The 19,927-nt window shown below is 69.7% G+C and carries 17 protein-coding genes and 1 pseudogene; 11 read left to right on the plus strand and 7 right to left on the minus strand.

Translation table 11 applies throughout. The features are described from left to right. The 3 genes from BLU84_RS04260 to grxC all read right to left on the minus strand — a co-directional run. On the minus strand, positions 1-369 hold a 369-nt coding region (locus BLU84_RS04260), incomplete at its 3' end, for an isocitrate/isopropylmalate family dehydrogenase (RefSeq protein ID WP_233431072.1). A gap of 353 nt (positions 370-722) precedes the next feature. Further along, the gene (locus tag BLU84_RS04265; protein WP_074863356.1) at positions 723-1,124 is read right to left on the minus strand and encodes a carboxymuconolactone decarboxylase family protein; all 402 of its coding nucleotides are present in this window, start codon (positions 1,122-1,124) and stop codon (positions 723-725) included. Next, positions 1,121-1,402 (minus strand): glutaredoxin 3, encoded by a 282-nt coding sequence (gene grxC / locus BLU84_RS04270; RefSeq protein ID WP_074863359.1) that lies wholly within the window; start codon positions 1,400-1,402, stop codon positions 1,121-1,123. The genes BLU84_RS04265 and grxC overlap by 4 nt, the downstream gene beginning before the upstream one ends. 238 nt (positions 1,403-1,640) lie before the next feature. Here grxC and BLU84_RS04275 point away from each other — a divergent pair, with 238 nt between their 5' ends. The 6 genes from BLU84_RS04275 (at position 1,641) to BLU84_RS04300 (ending at position 10,150) form a co-directional block, all read left to right on the plus strand. Next, positions 1,641-3,344, plus strand: coding sequence for a M48 family metalloprotease (locus BLU84_RS04275; RefSeq protein WP_083382319.1), 1,704 nt, complete (start codon positions 1,641-1,643; stop codon positions 3,342-3,344). Positions 3,345-3,878: 534 nt separating this feature from the next. After that, positions 3,879-4,586 (plus strand): phosphate regulon transcriptional regulator PhoB, encoded by a 708-nt coding sequence (gene phoB / locus BLU84_RS04280; protein WP_057946945.1) that lies wholly within the window; start codon positions 3,879-3,881, stop codon positions 4,584-4,586. 9 nt (positions 4,587-4,595) lie between these two features. Next, positions 4,596-5,957: a phosphate regulon sensor histidine kinase PhoR gene (gene phoR / locus BLU84_RS04285; RefSeq protein ID WP_074863361.1), complete on the plus strand. Its 1,362-nt coding sequence runs from the start codon at positions 4,596-4,598 to the stop codon at positions 5,955-5,957. A gap of 36 nt (positions 5,958-5,993) precedes the next feature. Further along, a complete protein-coding gene (ppk1, locus tag BLU84_RS04290; protein ID WP_074863364.1) occupies positions 5,994-8,081 on the plus strand; it encodes a polyphosphate kinase 1 in 2,088 nt (695 codons plus the stop codon). A gap of 15 nt (positions 8,082-8,096) precedes the next feature. After that, entirely contained in the window at positions 8,097-9,626 is a 1,530-nt protein-coding gene (gene ppx / locus BLU84_RS04295) for an exopolyphosphatase (RefSeq protein WP_074863366.1), read from the plus strand. Between the two features lie 77 nt (positions 9,627-9,703). Further along, entirely contained in the window at positions 9,704-10,150 is a 447-nt protein-coding gene (locus tag BLU84_RS04300) for a hypothetical protein (protein WP_074863369.1), read from the plus strand. 69 nt (positions 10,151-10,219) lie between these two features. On the opposite strand, the gene BLU84_RS04305 is transcribed toward BLU84_RS04300, so the two are convergent. Continuing rightward, a complete protein-coding gene (locus tag BLU84_RS04305; RefSeq protein WP_074863371.1) occupies positions 10,220-11,932 on the minus strand; it encodes an AMP-binding protein in 1,713 nt (570 codons plus the stop codon). A gap of 399 nt (positions 11,933-12,331) precedes the next feature. Between BLU84_RS04305 and BLU84_RS04310 the strand changes: the two genes are divergently transcribed. Next, on the plus strand, positions 12,332-13,000 hold the full coding sequence (locus tag BLU84_RS04310; protein ID WP_074863373.1) for a YoaK family protein: 669 nt from the start codon (positions 12,332-12,334) through the stop codon (positions 12,998-13,000). Between the two features lie 37 nt (positions 13,001-13,037). Here BLU84_RS04310 and BLU84_RS04315 read toward each other — a convergent pair whose 3' ends face one another. Next, entirely contained in the window at positions 13,038-13,295 is a 258-nt protein-coding gene (locus tag BLU84_RS04315) for a helix-turn-helix domain-containing protein (protein ID WP_074863375.1), read from the minus strand. 316 nt (positions 13,296-13,611) lie between these two features. Here BLU84_RS04315 and BLU84_RS04320 point away from each other — a divergent pair. Together BLU84_RS04320 and BLU84_RS04325 are read left to right on the plus strand one after the other, a co-directional pair. Continuing rightward, positions 13,612-13,821 (plus strand): annotated as a pseudogene (locus BLU84_RS04320) (alkylphosphonate utilization protein); the annotation flags it as partial. A 64-nt stretch (positions 13,822-13,885) separates the two neighbouring features. Continuing rightward, positions 13,886-14,239, plus strand: a complete 354-nt coding sequence (locus tag BLU84_RS04325; protein ID WP_074863377.1) for a YkgJ family cysteine cluster protein — start codon at positions 13,886-13,888, stop codon at positions 14,237-14,239. Positions 14,240-14,309: 70 nt separating this feature from the next. On the opposite strand, the gene mdoH is transcribed toward BLU84_RS04325, so the two are convergent. Together mdoH and BLU84_RS04335 are read right to left on the minus strand one after the other, a co-directional pair. Beyond that, entirely contained in the window at positions 14,310-16,247 is a 1,938-nt protein-coding gene (gene mdoH, locus BLU84_RS04330; protein WP_074863379.1) for a glucans biosynthesis glucosyltransferase MdoH, read from the minus strand. Next, positions 16,244-17,791, minus strand: a complete 1,548-nt coding sequence (locus BLU84_RS04335) for an OpgD/OpgG family glucan biosynthesis protein (RefSeq protein WP_074863381.1) — start codon at positions 17,789-17,791, stop codon at positions 16,244-16,246. Before BLU84_RS04335 ends, mdoH begins: the two co-directional genes overlap by 4 nt. Before the next feature lie 290 nt (positions 17,792-18,081). On the opposite strand from BLU84_RS04335, the gene BLU84_RS04340 reads away from it, so the two are divergent. Both BLU84_RS04340 and BLU84_RS04345 read left to right on the plus strand, forming a co-directional pair. After that, on the plus strand, positions 18,082-19,272 hold the full coding sequence (locus BLU84_RS04340) for a glycosyltransferase family 4 protein (protein ID WP_074863384.1): 1,191 nt from the start codon (positions 18,082-18,084) through the stop codon (positions 19,270-19,272). After that, the gene (locus BLU84_RS04345) at positions 19,269-19,820 is read left to right on the plus strand and encodes a phosphatase PAP2 family protein (protein WP_074863386.1); all 552 of its coding nucleotides are present in this window, start codon (positions 19,269-19,271) and stop codon (positions 19,818-19,820) included. The genes BLU84_RS04340 and BLU84_RS04345 overlap by 4 nt, the downstream gene beginning before the upstream one ends. The last annotated feature ends 107 nt before the right edge of the window (positions 19,821-19,927 follow it).

Here is a 19,927-nt window from a genome sequence, read left to right on the forward strand (position 1 = left end):
GCCTTCGGTGTTCTCGCGCACCGTGATCAGGTCCACGCCCGAGGGGAAGCGCGACTTGGTGTTCGGGAACGACTTGGCCGGACGCACGTTGGCGTACAGGTCGAAGCGCTTGCGCAGCTCGACGTTGATCGAGCTGAAGCCCTCGCCGACCGGCGTGGTCAGCGGGCTCTTGAGCGCGATGCGGTTCTTGCGGATCGAATCCATGGTCGCTGCGGGCAGCAGCTCGCCGTGCTTCTCCAGGGCGACGAGGCCGGCGTCGGCGAACTCGTAGCTCAGGCCGACGTTCATCGCGTCGAGCACGTGCAGGGTGGCGTCCATGATCTCCGGGCCGATGCCGTCGCCACGGATGACCGTAATCGTTTGCGTCATGAGGGAATTCTTCCAGCAGTGGGGCGGGCGCCCGTTGCGGCGCTGCGCACGAATCGAACGGTGTTAACCGCACAATTATGCCGGAAGCGGCCCCGGCCTGCATTCGCGGCCGTACTGGAGCCGGGCCGCAGGGCCTGAATCGGCCGATCCCGCCCGATTGGGATAAAGCCGCGGCCGCCCCCTGTAGGAGCGGCGCGAGCCGCGACCGCCTCAGCGCGGCCAACGGCGCAGGCCGGGTGACCTGCGTCTTTTCAGATCGCGAGACCGGCCTTGCGCCGGTTCGCTGGGGTTTCGTCGCAGCCGCGCCGGCGCGGTCGCGGCTTGCGCCGCTCCTACAGGGAGCTGCGGGTGGCTCAGCCGTGGTCGTGGGCGGCGGGGGCGGCGGATTCGCCGGCTTCGAGCTGGTCGAGGAAATCGACCGCGCGGCGCAGGTGCGGGATCACGATCGAGCCGCCGACCACCAGGCCGACCGAGAAGGTCTCGAACATCTCGTCGCGGTTGACGCCGGCTTCCTTGCACTGGGCGACGTGGTAGCTGATGCAGTCGTCGCAGCGCAGCACCAGGGACGCGACCAGGCCCAGCAGCTCCTTGGTCTTCACGTCCAGCGCGCCGGCCTGGTAGGTCTGGGTGTCCAGGGCGAAGAAGCGCCGCACGACCTGGTTCGGTTCGGCCAGGATGCGCTCGTTCATGCGCTTGCGGAACGCGGTGAACTCGGCGACGCGGTCCTTCTGCGCCTGCTCGTCGGCGCCGCTCATGCGCCACCGCCGAGCAGCGGTTCCAGGCCGCCGGCGCGGTGCAACGCCATCATGTCGTCGTAGCCGCCGACGTGGGTGTCGCCGATGAAGATCTGCGGCACGCTGGTGCGCTTGGTGCGCGCGACCATCTTCTCGCGCGCGGCCGGATCCAGGTCGATGCGCACCTCGCTCCAGCTTTGGCCCTTGCTTTTGAGGAAATTCTTGGCGGCGACGCAGTACGGGCAGATCGCGGTGGTATAGATCACGATCGCCGGGGTCGGGGAGGCGGTGTCGCTCAAAACGGTTCTCCGGAAACTTCGGGATGGGCTTGGTGTCCGAATATGGACGCGGGCCCAGGCAGTTTAAAGCGTGCCGATGGAACGCAGTCCGTCGCGGCGCAATACGCTTGCGTCGGGTCGCGGCGCCACGGCAGGGTGCGCAGCAGGGCGCAGTTAACGGCGGGTTCACGCCCTCGTCCCGCCCCGGCGGCATCCTGCCCTCGCAGCGGCCGCCGCGGCCTGCCGCCGCTGCAACCCCATGTTCGCGCTCCGCCCGTTCGCCCTTCACCGCCCCGCTTCCGCGTCCGCCACCGAGGAATCCCGCTTGCGCCGCATCGCCCTGCTCACCGCCGCCGTCACTCTCGCCCTGGGCAGCGTCTGCGCCAGCGCGCAGGAGGCCAAGCTGCCCGACATCGGCTCCTCGGCCGCGGAGCTGCTGACCCCGGCCAAGCAGCGCGAGTACGGCTCGATGATGCTGGCGCAGCTGCGACACTACGATTACCTGCTCGAAGACCCGCTGATCGACAGCTGGCTCGACACCCTGGGCACGCGCCTGGCCGCCAACAGCGACAAGCCGCGCCAGCCTTTCACCTTCTTCATGCTGCGCGAGCGCCAGATCAACGCCTTCGCCACCCTCGGCGGCTACATCGGGGTCAATTCCGGCCTGGTGCTGACCGCGGAGAAGGAAGACGAAGTCGCCGCGGTGCTGTCGCACGAAATCGCCCACGTCACCCAGCAGCACGTGCTGCGCGGGGTCGAGCGCGCCCAGCGCGACCAGTTGCCGATCCTGCTGGCCATGCTCGGCGCGATCGTCGCCGCACAGAGCGCCGGCAGCAATTCCAGCGACGATGCGACCATGGCCGCGATCACCTCCGGCCTGGGCCTGATGCAGCAGCGCCAGATCAACTACACCCGCTCCAACGAGTCCGAAGCCGACCGCATCGGCATCCAGACCCTGTATCGCAGCAATTACGACACCGGGGCGATGGCCGGCTTCTTCCAGCGCATGGCGTTGGCCACGCGCAGCAACAAGGCCAACTGGTACGGCGAGACGCCCGATTACCTGATGACCCACCCGGTCACCACCACCCGCATCAGCGAGGCCAAGGAACGCGCCGAGCAGATCGCGGCCAAGAACAGCATCACCGCGATCACCGCCACGCCCAACGCGACCTTGGTCGAGCGCATCGCCAAGGCGCCGATCACCCTGCCGCCGAACGCGGCCGGCACCGACAACCCGCTGCTGCCCAACGGCATCAAGCTCAGCGACGCCGGGCTCAGCTCCGGCGGCACCGGCGTGTTCGACTACGCGCGCGAGCGCACCCGCGTGCTCAGCGCCAGTTCGCCGCGCGACGCCCTGCGCGAGTACGAAAAGCTCGGCCTGGACACCGACGCCAAGCGCTACGGCCTGGCCCTGGCGCAACTGCGCGGCAACCAGACCGCGGCCGCCACCGAAGCCCTGGACGCGCTGCTGCGCAAGCATCCCGGCCAACTGTGGCTGAGCCTGGCGATGGGCGAGGCCGAGGCCCAGGCCGGCAAGCACGCCGCCGCCGAGGCCCGCTTCGACGCGTTGCTGCGGCAGAGCCCGAACAACCGCGCGGTGGCCCTGAGCTACGCCAAGGTGCTCAACGACCGCGCCACCGCCGCCGCCGGCCAGCGCGCGCAGGCGGTGCTGCGGCCGCTGCTGGGCGCCTATGCCGACGACCCGCTGCTGCAGCAGACCTTCGCCCGCGCGTGCGAGATCGCCGGCGACTCGATCCGCGCCGGCGAGGCCTACGCCGAAGCCGCCTACCTGCGCGGCCGCCCGGAGCAGGCCCTGGTCCAGCTCAACACCCTCAAGCGCAAGCCGGACCTGGACTACTACGCCCGCGCCCGGATCGAGGCGCGCATCGCCGCGATCACCCCGACCGTGCTGGAACTCAAGCGCCAGGGCGTGCGCGACGAGGATCTGCGCCGGCAGTAAAGGCGCCCGATGGAGGCGCCCGATGGGCGCCCGACGAACGCGGGATCGGCGACGCGACGGCCCGCTCCGGCACCGCAGCGGGTTTCCGCTCGGGAAAAAAATTTCGCCGGCTTGGGTGGATTCGCCGCCGCGCTGCGTCTGAACCAAGGCAGCCGCGCCGCTTGCGCACGACGCCTCCATACGCCGTGGCCGCGAACGGTCCGGCGGCGCCGCTGCAACCAGCGCGAAACACACCCTCCCGGCGACGCGCAACCGTCGCCGCGCCGCCGCGTGGCTGCCATCGCGATGTAACCTGGCCGCCAAAGTCCGGCCCGCGCCAGCGTCGCCCATCGCGCGGCCAACGCCGCTCAAATCGCCGCCCCTCGGCGCAAGTTCCCGTCCCGCTTGGGCCATCGCGCCCGACCGTGCACATCCGGCCGACATCGCCGGGGCGACAATGCCGCCCGTCCCATGTCATGGGCTCGTCATAAAACGGTAGTGTACTGGCGCGGTTTCAGGGAAGAACCCCTACCCCGCCTCCCCCTCGGTGACCGTGTGCAGAAGCGCATCCTGATAGTCGAAGACGAACCCGCCATCCGCGACATGGTGTCCTTCGCCCTGCGCAAGGGCGAATACGATCCCGTCCACGCCGGCGACGCCCGCGAGGCCCAGGCGGCCATCGCCGACCGCGTGCCGGACCTGATCCTGCTGGACTGGATGCTGCCCGGCACCAGCGGCCTCGAACTGGCCCGGCGCTGGCGCAAGGAATCGCTGACCCGCGAGATTCCGATCATCATGCTGACCGCGCGCGGCGAAGAGAACGACCGCGTCGGCGGCCTGGAAGCCGGCGTCGACGATTACGTGGTCAAGCCGTTCTCGGCGCGCGAGCTGTTGGCCCGCATCCGCGCCGTGCTGCGCCGCTCGCGCGAAGACGACGAGGACGGCAGCGTCGGCGTCGGCCCGCTGCGCATCGACGGCGCCGCCCACCGGGTGTTCGCCCAGGTCGACGGCGGCGACCAGCCGGTCCAGATCGGCCCGACCGAATACCGCCTGCTGCATTTCTTCATGACCCACCCCGAACGCGTCTATTCGCGCACCCAGCTGCTCGACCATGTCTGGGGCGGCAGCGTGTACGTGGAGGAACGCACGGTCGACGTGCACATCCGCCGCCTGCGCAAGACGCTGGAGCCGCACCGGCTCGACGGCATGGTCCAGACCGTGCGCGGAGCGGGCTACCGCTTCTCCGCCTCGCTCGCCGCGTAAGCTGGGGGTATGCCGCCGCGCGCGCGCTCCGCCTGGTTCCGCACCCTCGGTCAGCTCGCGCTGATCCTGGTCGGCGCGGCCGTACTCGGCATCCTGGTCGGCTATCCCTGGCCGATCGTCACCGCCGCCGCGATCGGCGTGGTCGCCTGGCATTACTGGCGGCTGCGCCGGGTGCTGATCCGGCTGACCGCGCGCCAGCGCCTGACCCCGCCGCTGGGCGAAGGCATCTGGAACGAACTCGACCGGCTGCTGCACCGCAGCCAGGCCGAGATGCGCGGACGCAAGCGCCGGCTGATCGAAATGCTGCGCGCCTACCGCGCCGCCGCCGCGGCGATGCCCGACGCGATCGTGGTGGTGGAGCGCAACAGCCAGCGCGTGCAGTGGTTCAACGAGGCCGCCACCGGCCTGTTCGGCCTGCGCTACCCGCGCGACATCGGCGCGCCGGTGGTCGACCGGCTGCAGCCGCTGCAGATCTCGCACTGGCTCGCCTCCGGCCGCAACGCCGAGCCGCTGGAAGCGGCCTCGCCGTGGAATCCGGCGGTGACCCTGAGCCTGCGCCTGATCCCGTACTCGGAAAACCTGTGGCTGCTGGTCGCGCGCGACGTCAGCCGCATGCTCCAGCTCGAACAGATGCGCCGCGACTTCGTCGCCAACGTCTCGCACGAGCTGCGCACGCCGCTGACCGTGGTCCACGGCTACCTGGACATGCTCGATCCGGAAGAACACCCGGACTGGGCGCCGATGCTGGCCGAGATGCAGCGCCAGTCGCAGCGCATGACCCAGTTGGTCGAAGACCTGCTGACGCTGTCGCGCCTGGAATCGCAGGACAGCCTGCCGGCCGAGGAAACCGTGTCGATGTCCTCGATGCTGGCCACGCTCAAGCGCGAGGCCAACGCGCTGAGCCAGGGCCGCCACGAGATCGCCATGGACGACCTGGCCGGCGTCGACCTGTTCGGTTCCAACAAGGAACTGCACAGCGCGTTCTCCAACCTGGTCAGCAACGCGATCCGCTACACCCCGGCCGGCGGCACCATCCGCATCCGCTTCCGCCCCGAGAGCGCCGGGATCGCCCGCGGCTGTGTGCTGGAGGTGGTCGACAGCGGCTACGGCATCCCGGCCGCGCACCTGCCGCGCATCACCGAGCGTTTCTACCGCGTCTCCACCAGCCGTTCGCGCGAGAGCGGCGGCACCGGCCTTGGCCTGTCGATCGTCAAGCACGTGCTGCACCTGCACCAGGCGCGGCTGGAGATCGCCAGCGAAGTCGGCCGCGGCAGCACCTTCGCCTGCCATTTCATTCCCGAACGCATGCGCCGCCGCGACCTGTACGGCGAGGCGCACTCGGATACTCTTCTCCCAGATGCACTGCCCTGACCGGGCGAATCCGAACTTAGGACGCAACGCAGCGCCATGAACGCGATGACCGAACCCTCGCTCGACACCGACCCGCTGCGCGACCCCTCGCTGTACTTCAACCGCGAACTGTCGCAACTGGACTTCAACTTCCGCGTCCTGGCCCAGGCCCAGGATGCGCAGGTGCCGCTGCTGGAGCGGCTGAAGTACCTGTGCATCTCCTGCACCAACCTCGACGAATTCTTCGAGATCCGCGCCGGCACCCTGCGCCACGCCCAGGACCTGGGTCTGGCGCCGGGCCCGGACGGGCTGGCGCCGCAGACCGTGCTCTCGCGCATCCACGACCGCGCCGCCGAGCTGGTCAAGGCGCAGTACGAATGCTGGAACGAGGTGCTGCGCCCGGCGCTGCAGGAAAACGGCGTGCGCGTGCTCGGCCGCAATTCCTGGAACGCGCGCCAGACCCGCTGGCTGCGCGCGTACTTCCGCGACGAGATCATGCCGGTGCTGTCGCCGCTGGGCCTGGACCCGGCGCACCCGTTCCCGAAGATCCTCAACAAGTCGCTCAACATCGTGGTCGTGCTCAAGGGCAAGGACGCGTTCGGCCGCGCCGGCAACCTAGCCATCGTGCGCGCGCCGCGCTCGCTGCCGCGCATCATCCAGATGCCCGAGAACGTCTCCGGCGGCAAGCACGACTTCGTGTTCCTGTCCTCGGTGCTGTCGGCCTTCGTCGACGAGCTGTTCCCGGGCATGGAGGTCAAGGGCGCGTACCAGTTCCGCGTCACCCGCAACTCCGAGCTGCTGGTGGACGAGGAAGAGGTCGACAACATCGCCCTGGCCCTGCGCGACGAACTGATCGGCCGCGGCTACCTGCGCGCGGTGCGGCTGGAGATCGCCGAGCAGTGCCCCAAGCCGATCGTGCGCACCTTGCTGGAGAACTTCGACCTGCCGGAGAACGCGGTCTACCGCATCAACGGCCCGGTCAACCTCAACCGCGTGATCCAGGTCTACGACCTGGTCCAGCAGCGCCCGGAACTGAAGTTCCCGCCCTACCAGCAGCGCGTGGCGCCCGGCATCGAGACCCTCTTCGACACCGTCGCCGAGGGCGACATGCTGTTGCACCACCCCTTCGACTCGTTCGCGCCGGTGCTGGAATTGCTGCGCCAGGCCGCCGAAGACCCGAACGTGCTGGCGATCAAGCAGACCCTGTACCGCGCCGGCAAGGATTCGCCGATCGTCGAGCAACTGGTGCAGGCCGCGCGCAACGGCAAGGACGTGACCGTGGTGGTCGAGCTGCGCGCGCGCTTCGACGAGGAGGCCAACCTGGGCCTCGCCGACCGGCTGCAGGAAGCCGGCGTGCAGGTCGTGTACGGCGTGGTCGGCTACAAGACCCACGCCAAGATGCTGCTGATCGTCCGCCGCGAAGGCCGCAAGCTCAAGCGCTACGTGCACCTGGGCACCGGCAATTACCACAGCGGCACCGCGCGCGCCTACACCGACTTCGGCCTGATCACCGCCGATCCGGACATCGGCAACGACGTGCACCTGATCTTCCAGCAGCTCTCGGGCCTGGCGCCCTCGCTCAAGCTCAAGTGCCTGCTGCAATCGCCGTTCACCCTGCACGCCGGCGTGCTCAAGCGCATCGACCGCGAGACCAAGCATGCCAAGGCCGGCAAGCCGGCGCGCATCGTCGCCAAGATGAACGCCTTGAACGAGCCGCAGGTGATCCGCGCGCTGTACCAGGCCTCGCAGGCCGGCGTGCAGATCGACCTGATCGTGCGCGGCGCCTGCACCCTGCGGCCGGGCGTGGAAGGCGTGTCCGACAACATCCGCGTGCGCTCCATCGTCGGGCGTTTCCTCGAGCACCACCGCGTCTATTGGTTCGCCAACGACGGCGCGCCGGACCTGTTCTGCTCCAGCGCCGACTGGCTGGAACGCAACCTGCTGCGCCGGGTCGAGACCGGCTTCCCGATCCTGGATTCGGAGCTGCGCGGGCGCGTGTACGAGGAAGCATTGGCCAACTACCTGGCCGACAACCTCAACGCCTGGGCGCTGCAGCCCGACGGCGCCTACGAGCGCGTCCTGCCGGCCGACGGCGCGATGCCGCACTCGGCCCAGGCGACTTTGTTGGCTAAGTTGTGCGGATGACCGAAAATCGGCCGCATGAATAATCTTTTCCCGACCAGCCGCCTGCCGCTCGAAGACGGCGACCTGCTCGCCGCGGTCGACATGGGCTCCAACAGCTTCCACATGGTGGTGGCGCGCTACGTGCTGGGGCAATTGCGCACCGTCGACCGGCTGCGCGAAACCGTGCGCATGGCCGAGGGCCTGGACCGCAAGGGCGGGCTCGCACCGGAAGTGCGCCAGCGCGCGCTGGAGTGCCTGTCGCGCTTCGGCCAGCGCATCCGCGACGTGCCGCCGCAGCGGGTGCGCGCGATCGCCACCAACACCGTGCGCCGCCTGGCCGCGCCGCAAGCCTTCCTGATGCCGGCCGAATCGGCCCTGGGCCACGCCATCGAAGTGGTGTCCGGCCGCGAAGAGGCGCGCCTGATCTACCTCGGCGTCGCCCACGCCCAGCCGTCCAAGCCCGGCGAGCGCAGGCTGGTGATCGACATCGGCGGCGGCTCGACCGAATGCATCGTCGGCTCCGGCTTCGAGGCGATCGAGCGCGAAAGCCTGCAGGTCGGCTGCATCGCCACCACCCGCCGGTTCTTCGAGAACGGCAAGCTGTCGAAGAAGAAGTGGCGCGACGCGCTGACCGAGGTCTCGGCCGAGTTCCAGCAGTTCGCCGGCACCTACCGCTCGCTGGGCTGGCACGAGGCGCTGGGCTCGTCGGGCACCAACAAGGCCATCGGCGAGATCTGCGCGGCGATGAAGCTGACCAAGGGCGCGGTCACGGCCGAGGCCCTGCCGGCGCTGCGCGACCGGCTGCTGCAGGCCGACCGCATCGACGCCATCGACCTGCCCGGGCTGTCCTCCGACCGTCGTCCGGTGATCGCCGGCGGCATCTTGATCCTGGAAGCCGCCTTCAACGTGCTCGGCCTGCAGCGCATGGCCATCAGCAAGGCGGCGATGCGCGAAGGCGTGCTCTACGACATGCTCGGCCGCGGCGGCGCCGACGACCCGCGCGATGCGGCCGTCATCGCCCTGGTCAAGCGCTACGGCATCGACGAACAGCAATCCGCGCGGGTCGAGGCGACCTTGCTGCGCTTGTTCGACCAGGTCGCCAAGGCCTGGAACCTCGATGCCGACGACCGCCTGATGCTGCTGCGCGCCGCGCGCCTGCACGAGCTGGGCCTGGTGATCGCGCACAGCCAATACCACGTGCACAGCTCCTACGTGATCGAGAATTCGGACATCTCCGGCTTCTCGCGCCAGCAGCAGCAATTCCTCGCCGCGCTGGTGCGCACGCACCGCCGCAGCATTCCCAAGACCGCCTTCGACGCCCTGCCCGACCGCCTGCTCGCCGCGGTGCGGCGCAGCTCGGCGCTGCTGCGGCTGGCGGTGCTGCTGCACCGCGCGCACGAGTCCGACCCGATCCCGCAGCTCGACGCCCACGCCGACGGCAACACCCTCACCCTGACCGTGTCGCGGCGCTGGCTGGATTCGCGCCCGCTGGTGCGCGCCGACCTGGAAGGCGAGCCGCAGGACATGGCGGGGTTGGGGATTTCGCTGAAGCTGCTGGCCAACTGAATCGCGCTCCAGCCGCAGCGCTGGTGCCGCCGTGCGGGCTGCGCTAGATTGCCGCGACATCCCATGCAGGCGCGCGCATGAGCGGCGTGATCTACGGACAGATACAAAGCTATACCGCCGGCTTGGACGCCCGCGCGGTGTACTGGCACAACCGCTCGGCACTGGCTTCGCTGCCTTCGGACGGCATATTTTGCCGCGACATGTTTCATCATCTGCCGCTGTATCGCCATCCGATCACCAGCAGCAGCCAGCTGATCGCCTTCGCCAGCGAAAACCCCGAAGAATATGCGATGGGCGCCGATTGGATCGCGCTGTTCGAAGACCTGCTGCGCAGATTGTGCTGGGACTTCGCCTCGGTGATCGAGACCTATTGCGGCCACCGTTTCGAATGGATCGCCGAGCGCGAGCCTAGGCGCAACGGCGAACTGTTCGTGCGCAGCTGGCGACGCATCGCCTACGAGAGCCATCACGAACTGAAAGAAGTCCCTTTCGGTTCCGGCAAGTTCGTTCCGCAGATGCAGTAACGCCGCGCTGGCACCTCAGCCCATTGCAACGGAGCGAGCGCTCGTGTCGGCCGCGGCAACCCGCAACGCCTAACCGGCGTCGCCCGCAGCCGCCAACAGTTCGATCATCTTCTCGCGCATCAGATACTTCTGCGGCTTGCCGCTGATCGTCATCGGCAGCGTCTCGACGAATTCGATGTAGCGCGGAATCTTGTAGTGGGCGATGCGGCCCTGGCAGTACGCGCGCACCGCCTCGGCGTCGAGCGCGGCGCCGTCGGCCAGACGGATCCAGGCGCAGACTTCTTCGCCGAACTTCTCGTCGGGTACGCCGAACACCTGCACGTCGGCGATGGCCGGATGGGCGTAGAGGAATTCCTCGATCTCGCGCGGGTACACGTTCTCGCCGCCGCGGATCAGCATGTCCTTCAGGCGCCCGACGATGCGGCCGTAGCCGTCGGCGTCGATGGTGGCCTGGTCGCCGGTGTGCATCCAGCCGTCCGCGTCGACCGCCTCCATGCTGCGCGCGGGATCGCCCCAATAGCCCTGCATCACCGAATAGCCGCGGGTCAGCAGCTCGCCAACCTCGCCGCGCGGCACGGTCGCGCCGCGCTCGTCGACGATGCGCACTTCCACGTGCGGATGCACCCGGCCGACCGAATCCACGCGTCGCTCCAGCGGATCGTCGGGCACGGTCTGGAAGCTGACCGGGCTGGTCTCGGTCATGCCGTAGGCGATGGTCACCTGCTGCATGTGCATGCGCGCGACCACCTGCTTCATCACCTCGATCGGGCAGTTGGCGCCGGCCATGATGCCGGTGCGCAGGCTCGACAGGTCGAACTCGCCGAACTGCGGGTGCTGCAACTCGGCAATGAACATGGTCGGCACGCCGTGCAGGCCGGTGCAGCGCTCGGCGGCGACGGTGCGCAGGGTCGCCAGTGGGTCGAAGCCTTCGCCGGGGATCACCATGCACGCGCCGTGGGTGACGCAGGCCAGATTGCCCAGGACCATGCCGAAGCAGTGATAGAACGGCACCGGGATGCACAGCCGGTCGCGTTCGCTCAGCCGCATCGCTTCGCCGACGAAGAAGCCGTTGTTGACGATGTTGCGGTGGGTCAGGGTCGCGCCTTTGGGCGCGCCGGTGGTGCCGGAGGTGAACTGGATGTTGATCGCATCGTCCGGCGACAGCTGCGCGCTGACCTGGCGCAGCAGCGCATGCGCGGCCGGATCCTCGCACGCGGCCACGGCGTCGAAGGCGTGCGTGCCCGGCGGCGGCTCGTGCGCGCCCATGACCAGCACGTGGCGCAGGTCCGGCAGGCGCCGCGCGCGCAGCAGTCCGGGCGGGTCGCGGCCGAGTTCGGGCGCCAGTTCGCGCAGCATGTCCAGGTAGTGCGAGGTCTTGAACGACGGCACGATCGCCAGCGCGCGGCAACCGACCAGCTTCAAGACGTATTCCAGCTCGTGCGTGCGGTAGGCCGGATTGATGTTGACCAGGATCAGGCCGGCGCGCGCGCTGGCGAATTGCAGCAGCACCCATTCGGCGCGGTTGAGCGACCAAACGCCGATGCGGTCGCCGGGCGCCAGACCGAGCGCGAGCAGGCCGGCGGCCAGCCGGCTCACCGCGTTGTCGAACTCGCGCCAGTTCATGCGCACGTCTTGCGGCGGCACCACCAGCGCCTCGCGTTCGGGCCACTGCGCGGCGATGCGCGCGAGCATCGCGCCGATGGTTTCCTCGAGCAGCGCCGGCGCATCGGCGCCGACGACGTGGCTGAGGGCGGGATCGGGGGCGGTGCGGTTTCGACTCATGGACCGAGCATAGCCGCTGGCGCCGGCGCGCCATCGCGGCACGACGCGCGAGAGCGCGCGAATCCGTGACCGCAACAGCGAACGCGCCTGCCGCTGCGTGCGCCCCCGCTACCGCCACCGCCGACGTTCGCGCCGCCGCACTTGGCCGCGGCGCGGCGCCGGTCGCGAAACGGCCGTGCCGCGCTTGCAGGTCTTCCACTCAGCCCAGGCGTCTCGTGCCGCCGCCGGCGCCCGGCGACGTGGACTCCACCCCGGTCGGAATCAAGTTTCAACATTTCTTATTGATGTATAAAACATCTATTGATATGTTCAAAACATCCAAACTGTCGTCTTACCGGGATAAACGCCAAAGCGCGAGGCGGCGCCCCCGGCGAGCGCACGGGAACGAGCGAGGGTCCGGTGGGCGTGCATCTGCCGAAATGGGTCTGGGTGGGAGGCGGCGTGCTGGCCTGCGTGGCCGGCATGGTCAACGCCGCCGGCGTGCTCGGCTTCGAGCATCAGGCGCTGACCCATCTCACCGGGACGACCACCTCGCTCGGCGCCGCCCTCGCGCAAGGACGGGCGCTGGCCGCGTTGCAGTTGTCGGCGATCGCCGTCGCCTACGTCGCCGGCGCGGCCTTGAGCGGGCTGATCGTGCAGGGCCGTTCACTGCGCCTGGGGCGGCGCTACGGCGCCGTGCTTTCGATCGAGTCCGCGCTGCTGTTCGCCAGCGTGCCGCTGCTGCACCGCCAGCCGATGCTCGGCGGGCTGTCGGCGGCGATGGCGATGGGCCTGCAGAACGCGATGGCGACGACCTTCAGCGGCTCGGTCCTGCGCACCACCCACCTGACCGGCATGTTCACCGACCTGGGGATCGGCCTGGGCCACGCCGTTCGCGGCCGGGACGTACCGCGTCGGCGGATCCTGCTCAGCGCGTTGGTGATCTGCGGGTTCCTGGCCGGGGCGCTGCTCGGCGCGCTGCTGTACCAACACTGGGGCGCCCGCATGCTGTACCTGCCCGCCGCACTGACCGGCATCGCCGGCGGCGGCTATGCGATCTATCGCCAGCTGCGCCCGTGGCGCGAGTGAGCCGCGGCGATCGCGGCGCAGCGGCCGGCGGCGCGGATCACTCCGCCGGCGGCGACTTCAACCGCACTCCGCGGCCAGTGCCGTAGCTGGGCATGTTCTCGCCGATCAACTCGACACCCGCCGCATCCAGGGCATTGACGATCTTGGTCAGGGTGTCGACCACGCCGCGCACATTGCCCTGGCTGGCCTCCATGCGCTGGATCGTCGGCAGCGACACGCCGGCCTTCTCGGCCAGGGTCTTCTGGTCCATGCCGACCAAGGCGCGGGCGGCGCGCAACTGGCTGGCCGTGATCAAAGTCGCGGCTCCGCGGACAGAGAAAACGCAAGGCGTGCGCAGAGGTCGAAGGTCATCGTCATAAGCAGCGGGTGTTCGAGGCTGCGCATCATCGCCAATTGCGGCAGGTTCGGCACCCGCCGGGGGCCGGCTTGGGTTTGTTGCCCGTATAATGATGCATCAAACATCTATTGACATGCTTCGCGCATCCGCGTCAAGCGCGCAGGCCGTTTGCCTCGTGCGGCCGGGATGCGCGTCTGTCCGGCCGCGCAGCGCCCGCGCGGCGGCGACCGCATGGCCCACCCGCATCGCTTTGGTTTCCCTGGAGTTCGACATGATCGTGAAAGACAGCAACGGCACCCCGCTCGCCGACGGCGATTCGGTCCTGGTGATCAAGGACCTCAAGGTCAAGGGCACTTCGGTGACGCTCAAGCGCGGCACCTTGTGCAAGAACATCCGCCTGACCGACGACGAAGAGCTGATCGAGTGCAACGTCGAGAAGGTCAAGGGCCTGGTGCTGCGCACCGAGCTCCTGAAGAAGGCATGATCGGCGGGCGCGGCCGACCGTGCCGCGCTCGATCCGCCGCAACGCCGCCCGGGGGAGATCCGCGATGAACGAGCAAGACCGGGAACTCGACGCGCTGCGGCGACGCATTCCCTCGTTCGCCTGCCGCGAGGGCTGCCACGATTGCTGCGGGCCGGTGACCGCCTCGTCCGAGGAAATGTCGCGCCTGCCGTTCAAGCCCGAGCGCGAGCGCGACGCCGCGCTGGCGGCCTGGAGCTGCCCGCACCTGGGGCCGCAGGGCTGCCAGGCGTATGAGGAGCGGCCGCTGATCTGCCGGCTGTTCGGCACCACCCCGCGGCTGCGTTGCCCCAATGGCTGCGGGCCGGAACAGATGATCGACGAAGCGGCCGAGAACGCGGTCCACGCCTATCTGCGGCGGACGCGGCAGGTGCTGGTCTAGCGACCCGCCGCGCGCATCGCGCTATCGCGGCGCTACCCGCGCAACAAACCTTCGGCGCCCGCGGCGAGCCTCAGCCCGCCGCTTCGGCCGCGGCGCTGCGCTTGGCCGCCTCCGCGCGCAACTGCGTCGCCCGCACCAGCACCGGCGGCGGGCTGATCTCTTCGGGAATGCGGAAGATGCCGACCTTGCGCAGCCACTGCCCCGGCCCGCGCGCGGAGGTGAAGGCCACCACCGGGATCGAGACGATCAGGCCCAGGATCACCGGCGACATCCACGCCGCCAGCGGCGGCGAGATCGCATAGGCCATGCCGCCAATCAGCACGCCGAACAGGGTCAGGCCGCCGTAGCTGCGGATCAGCCCCGACAGCGGCAGGCTGCCGTCGTCGCGGCGCTGCGATTCCCAGCCCGAGTCCTTGCCCGACAGCACTTCGGCCACGCCGCGCGACTGCAGGTACATGGTCACCGGCGCCATCAGCGCGGCCAGCAGGGTTTCGAAGATCATGCTGAAGAACGCGCGGATCGCGCCGCCGCAGCCGCGCCGGGTCTCGCGGTCGGTCAGCAGCGCCAGATAGGCCATGAACTTCGGCGCCAGCAGCACCGCCATGGTGGCGATGAACACCCACAGCACCCGGTCGGGATCCTGGTCGCGCCAATAGGCGCTGGGCGAGAAGCCCGGCAGGCGGATGCTCTGCCAGCTGAAGTAATCGAGCTTGTCGAGCGGAATGATCAGGCCGATCAGCATCAGCATCGCCCACATCGGCGCGGTGAAGTAATGGCCGATGCCGATCATCAGGTGCATGCGGCTGATCCAGTGCAGGCCCCGGGCCGGCAGCACCGCGGTGTGCTGCAGGTTGCCCTGGCACCAGCGGCGGTCGCGCACCAGCATGTCGGTCAACGACGGCGGGCCTTCTTCGTAGCTGCCGACCAGGCCCGGCACCATGTGCAGCGCCCAGCCGCCGCGGCGCATCAGCGCGGCCTCGACGAAGTCGTGGCTCAGCACGGTGCCGCCGAACGGCTTGCGTCCGCGCAGCTCGGGCAGGCCGGCGTGCTCGGCGAAGGCGCGGGTGCGGATGATCGCGTTGTGGCCCCAGTAGTTGCTCTCCGCGCCGTGCCACCAGGCGATGCCGTAGGCGATCACCGGGCCGTACACGCGCCCGGCGAACTGCTGCATGCGCGCGAACAGGGTCTGGCCGTTGACGATCATCGGCAAGGTCTGGATCAGCGCCACGTCCGGGTGCTGCTGCATCGCGCCGGACAGCTTCACGATCACCTCGCCGGTCATCAGGCTGTCGGCGTCGAGGATCAGCATCTGCGGATAGGCCGCGCCGAAGCGGCGCACCCATTCGGCGATGTTGCCGGCCTTGCGCTCGGCGTTGTTCTTGCGCCGGCGGTAGAAGATCCGCGCCTGCCCGCCGGTGCGTTCGCGCAAGGCGTTGAACGCGCGGATCTCGGCCTGGCGGATCGGTTCCTTGGTGGTGTCGCTGAGGATGAAGAAGTCGAACTTGTCCAACTGGCCGGTGGCCTCGACCGATTCGTAGATCGCCTGCAGGCCGGCCATCAGCCGCTCGGGATCCTCGTTGTAGGTCGGCGCCAGCAGCGCGGTGCGCTCGCCCAGCGCCGGCAGTTCGCCGCCCTGCTTGAGCCCGAGCCGCCAGCGCCGGCGCGACAGGATCAGCACGAAGCCGGCCAGCGAACTGGTAAAGGCCAGCGCGATCCAGGCGAACAGGAACAAGAACAAACCCAGCAGCGCGCCTTCCAGCACGCTCAACCCGCCGACGTAGAGCACGCGCAGGATGTGGTAGGCGGCGACCAGGGTCAGCAGCGCGGCGCCGCCGATCACGTACAGGCGGCGCAAGGCCATCCCGCGCGGCGCGGTCGGCAGCGTCTTGGACGAGAGCGCGCCGGCCTTGAGCGTCTGCACCGGCATCGCCATCGGCGATTCGGGCGGCAGCGCTTCGTAAGGCACGGAGGCGGCGGGGCGGAGCGGCGGTGCGGCAGTTGCGTTCATGCGGTCCAACGATAAAGCCAGGTTTCGGAAACGGGGCCGGAGGCGTCCTCCATGACCGCGCGCAGCTCGATGGCGCGCGCATCCCCGGGATTGAGTTCGAACGAAAGCCGCCAGGTCTTGCCGCCGTCGATGCGGCGCGCGGTGGCGTTGGCGACCTGCCCCGCCGCGGCCCAGACCACGGCGCGCAGCTGCGCATCCGCCGCCAGCTGGGGCAGCCGGCCGCCGTCGATGTCCAGCACGATCAGGCGCGCGCCGTTGCCGGCGCCGGCATTGGCGGCGCCGATGCGGGTGCGCGAGACCGTGGCGAGCTGCGGCTTCCACGCATGCGTGGCGCACCAGTGCAGGCGGTAGTCGAAGCGATGCTCGCGCCCGGCGGCCAGCGGCGCGCGCGGACGCCAGAACGCGACGATGTTGTCGTGGTACTCGTCGCCGGTCGGAATTTCGATCAGGTGCACCGCGCCCTCGCCCCAGTCGCCCAGCGGCTCCACCCACAGGCTGGGGCGGCGTTCGTAATGGGCTTCGCTGTCGGCGTAATCGGCGAACGCGCGCTTGCGCTGCATCAAGCCGAACGCGCGCGGGCGGCGGTCCTGGAACGCGCTTTCCTGCAAGTGCTTGGGGTTGTGCAGCGGCCGCCAGATCTGTTCGCCGGCGCCGTTGAACAGCGCCAGGCCGTCGGAATCGTGCACGGCCGGGCGGAAGTCGTCGACGCCGCGGCGGTCGGTGTCGTCGAAGTGGTACATGCTGGTCAGCGGCGCGATGCCGGCGCGATCCAGCGCCGCGCGCGGATACAAGCGCAGCGTGGTGTCGAAGGTGGTGTCCACGCCGGGGGTAATCACGAAGCGCATCGCGCCGGCGGTGCTGGGGCTGTCGAGCAGCGCATGCACGACGATGGACCGAGCGCTCTTCGCCGGCCGCTCGATCCAGAACGCCACGAACGCCGGAAATTCCTCATTGCCGTCGGCGCCGGTGTTCAGCGCCAGACCGCGCGCCGACAGGCCGTACAGCAAGTCGCGCGCCACCGCGCGGAAATAGCTGGCGCCGAGGAACGCGCAGACTTCGTCGAAATAATCCGCGCGGTTGATCGGCGCGTGCACGCGGAAACCGGCGAAGCCCAGGTCGGCGTCTTCGGGCGGGCGCGGCGCCTTGCCGAAGTCGAACAGCCCGCTGCGATAGCGCAACGGCGCGGCGCGCCCGGCCTCGACCAGATTCAGTTCGACCCGCTGCTTGAACAGGAACGCGCGGTGGAACAGCTGCAGCTGGAACGGCAGGCCGTCGTTCTTCCACACCGCCTGGGCGGGGTCGAAGCGGATGTCGCGCCAGCGGTCGTAATCGACCTGGCCCAGGCCCGCCGGCAGTTCGGTCGCCGGCGCGCGGTACGGCTTGGCCGCCAGTGCGCGCGCCAACGCCGGCACGGTGCCGGCGTCGAAGGCCTGCACCGACCCGGCCGCTGCCGCCTGCGCGAACGCCGCCGGCCAGGCGCCGCCCGCGGCCCAGGCGGCCACCGGCAGGCTCAGTCCGGCTTTGATCAGTTCGCGTCGGTGCAAGCGGGTCCCCTGTCGGTCGTGATGCGGCGGCGTGCAATGGGTTTGCACTTAAACGGGGCGATTGTAGGGACAGGCTTGTTAACGAAGCGGAAGCTGCGCGATCGCCGACGATGCCGCGCCGCGCTTGACGGATCGCGGCAAAACCGGCCCCCGCGCGGGGTTTCGTGACGTCGCCCGGATGAAATCGGTTTCGGAAAACGGTTACCCGGATCGAGTCATGCGCGCGTCATGCACCGGCAACGGCAGGGACACGGCCCAAGCCCAGGATTGCGCAAACCCGGAGCCGCGCCATGCGCTACGCGATCGTCACCGAGACCTATCCGCCGGAGATCAACGGCGTCGCCCTGACCGTGCGCGGTCTGGAGCAGGGTCTGCGCGCCCGCGGCCACGAGGTCAGCGTGGTGCGCCCGCGCCAGGCCGCCGACGGCCACGGCGACGGCCCCGCGCACGAACTGCTGGTGCGCGGCCTGCCCTTGCCGCGCTACCCGGGCCTGCGCTTCGGCCTGCCCTGCGCGGCGCGCCTGCGCCAGGCCTGGTCTGCGGCCCGGCCGGATGCGATCTACGTCGCCACCGAGGGCCCGCTCGGCGGCTCGGCGCTGAAGGCGGCGCGCGCGCTCGGCATCCCAGCCGCGACCGGCTTCCACACCCGCTTCGACGAATACATGCGCGACTACGGCGCGCCGTTCCTGGTCGGCGCCGCGCTGGCGTGGATGCGCCGCTTCCACAACGGCGCCGACGCCACCCTGGTGCCGACCCGCGAGCTGGCCGACTTCCTGCGCGAACGCGGCTTCCACGATGTGGTGCGGCTGCCGCGCGCGGTGGATACCGCCTTGTTCGACCCGGCCCGCCGCGACCGCGGCTTGCGCGGCCAGTGGGGCGCGGACGATGCGAGCCTGGTCGCGATCTACGTCGGCCGGATCGCGCCGGAGAAAAACCTCGACCTGGCCGTGCGCGCGTTCCGCGCGCTGCAGCAGCGCCGGCCCGAGGCGCGCTTCGTCTGGGTCGGCGACGGCCCGGCGCGCGCCAGGCTGGAACGCGACAACCCGGATTTCGTGTTCTGCGGCGTGCAGCGCGGCGAGACCTTGGCCGCGCACTTCGCCAGCGGCGACCTGTTCCTGTTTCCCAGCCTCAGCGAAACCTTCGGCAACGTCACCCTGGAAGCGATGGCCAGCGGCGTACCGACGGTGGCCTACGACTACGGCGCCGCGCACGAGCACCTGCGCGACGGCGAACACGGCGCGGCGCTGCGCAACGGCGACGAGGCCGGCTTCATCGATGCGGCCGCGCGCATCGCCGGCGACGACGCGCTGCGCGCGCGCATGGCCCACGCCGGGCGCGAGGCCATCGCCGGATTGCGCCCGCAGCAGGTCGCCGCCGATTTCGACGCGCTGCTGCACGGCCTGGCCGAACGCAGCGGCACGCCGCGCCGGCTCAGCCAAGAACCCCGTCCCGACAACAAGCCCGAGCAGGAGGTCGTATGAACCGGTTGCCCTTGCGCAAACGTTTGATCGCCGGCGAATCCGGTTGGTGCCTGCGCGCCAACCGCCTCGGCGAACGCAGCGGCTCGCGCGCTTATTTCGCCGCAGTCAGCCGGCTCGGCGACGGCGTGTTCTGGTATGTGCTGATGGCGGTGCTGGTGCTCGCCGACGGCTACGACGGCCTGCGCGCCAGCGCGCACCTGGCCGCCACCGGCGTGATCGCGCTGGCGCTGTACAAGGCGCTCAAGCGCTGGACCCGGCGCCCGCGCCCGTTCGCGTCCGACCAGCGCATCCACGCCTGGGTCGCGCCGCTGGACGAATTCAGCTTCCCGTCCGGGCATACCTTGCATGCGGTGGCCTTCAGCCTGGTGGCGATGGCGCACTATCCGGCGCTGGGCTGGATCCTGGTGCCGTTCACCGCGTCGGTGGCGGCCTCGCGCGTGGTGCTGGGGCTGCATTACCCCAGCGATGTATTGGCGGCGACGGTGATCGGCACGACCCTGGCGGGGATTTCGCTGTGGTTGGTGCCGGGGGTGTCGTTGTTCGCTTGAGTGCGCGGCGCGTAGCGTCGTCGTTTGATTTTCGCGGTCGCGGCTCGCGCCGCTCCTACAGGTAGCCCATGTAGGAGCGGCGCGAGCCGCGACCGCCATCGCTCACA

The sequence above is a fragment of the Lysobacter enzymogenes genome, from assembly GCF_900106525.1.
Taxonomy (GTDB): domain Bacteria; phylum Pseudomonadota; class Gammaproteobacteria; order Xanthomonadales; family Xanthomonadaceae; genus Lysobacter; species Lysobacter enzymogenes.

Coding starts and splice junctions, on each gene's coding strand:
- BLU84_RS04265 (WP_074863356.1), bottom strand. CDS start 1,124: ATGAGCGGCGCCGACGAGCAGGCGCAGAAGGACCGCGTCGCCGAGTTC.
- BLU84_RS04275 (WP_083382319.1), top strand. CDS start 1,641: ATGTTCGCGCTCCGCCCGTTCGCCCTTCACCGCCCCGCTTCCGCGTCC.
- phoR (WP_074863361.1), top strand. CDS start 4,596: ATGCCGCCGCGCGCGCGCTCCGCCTGGTTCCGCACCCTCGGTCAGCTC.
- ppk1 (WP_074863364.1), top strand. CDS start 5,994: ATGAACGCGATGACCGAACCCTCGCTCGACACCGACCCGCTGCGCGAC.
- ppx (WP_074863366.1), top strand. CDS start 8,097: ATGAATAATCTTTTCCCGACCAGCCGCCTGCCGCTCGAAGACGGCGAC.
- BLU84_RS04300 (WP_074863369.1), top strand. CDS start 9,704: ATGAGCGGCGTGATCTACGGACAGATACAAAGCTATACCGCCGGCTTG.
- BLU84_RS04305 (WP_074863371.1), bottom strand. CDS start 11,932: ATGAGTCGAAACCGCACCGCCCCCGATCCCGCCCTCAGCCACGTCGTC.
- BLU84_RS04325 (WP_074863377.1), top strand. CDS start 13,886: ATGAACGAGCAAGACCGGGAACTCGACGCGCTGCGGCGACGCATTCCC.
- mdoH (WP_074863379.1), bottom strand. CDS start 16,247: ATGAACGCAACTGCCGCACCGCCGCTCCGCCCCGCCGCCTCCGTGCCT.
- BLU84_RS04340 (WP_074863384.1), top strand. CDS start 18,082: ATGCGCTACGCGATCGTCACCGAGACCTATCCGCCGGAGATCAACGGC.
- BLU84_RS04345 (WP_074863386.1), top strand. CDS start 19,269: ATGAACCGGTTGCCCTTGCGCAAACGTTTGATCGCCGGCGAATCCGGT.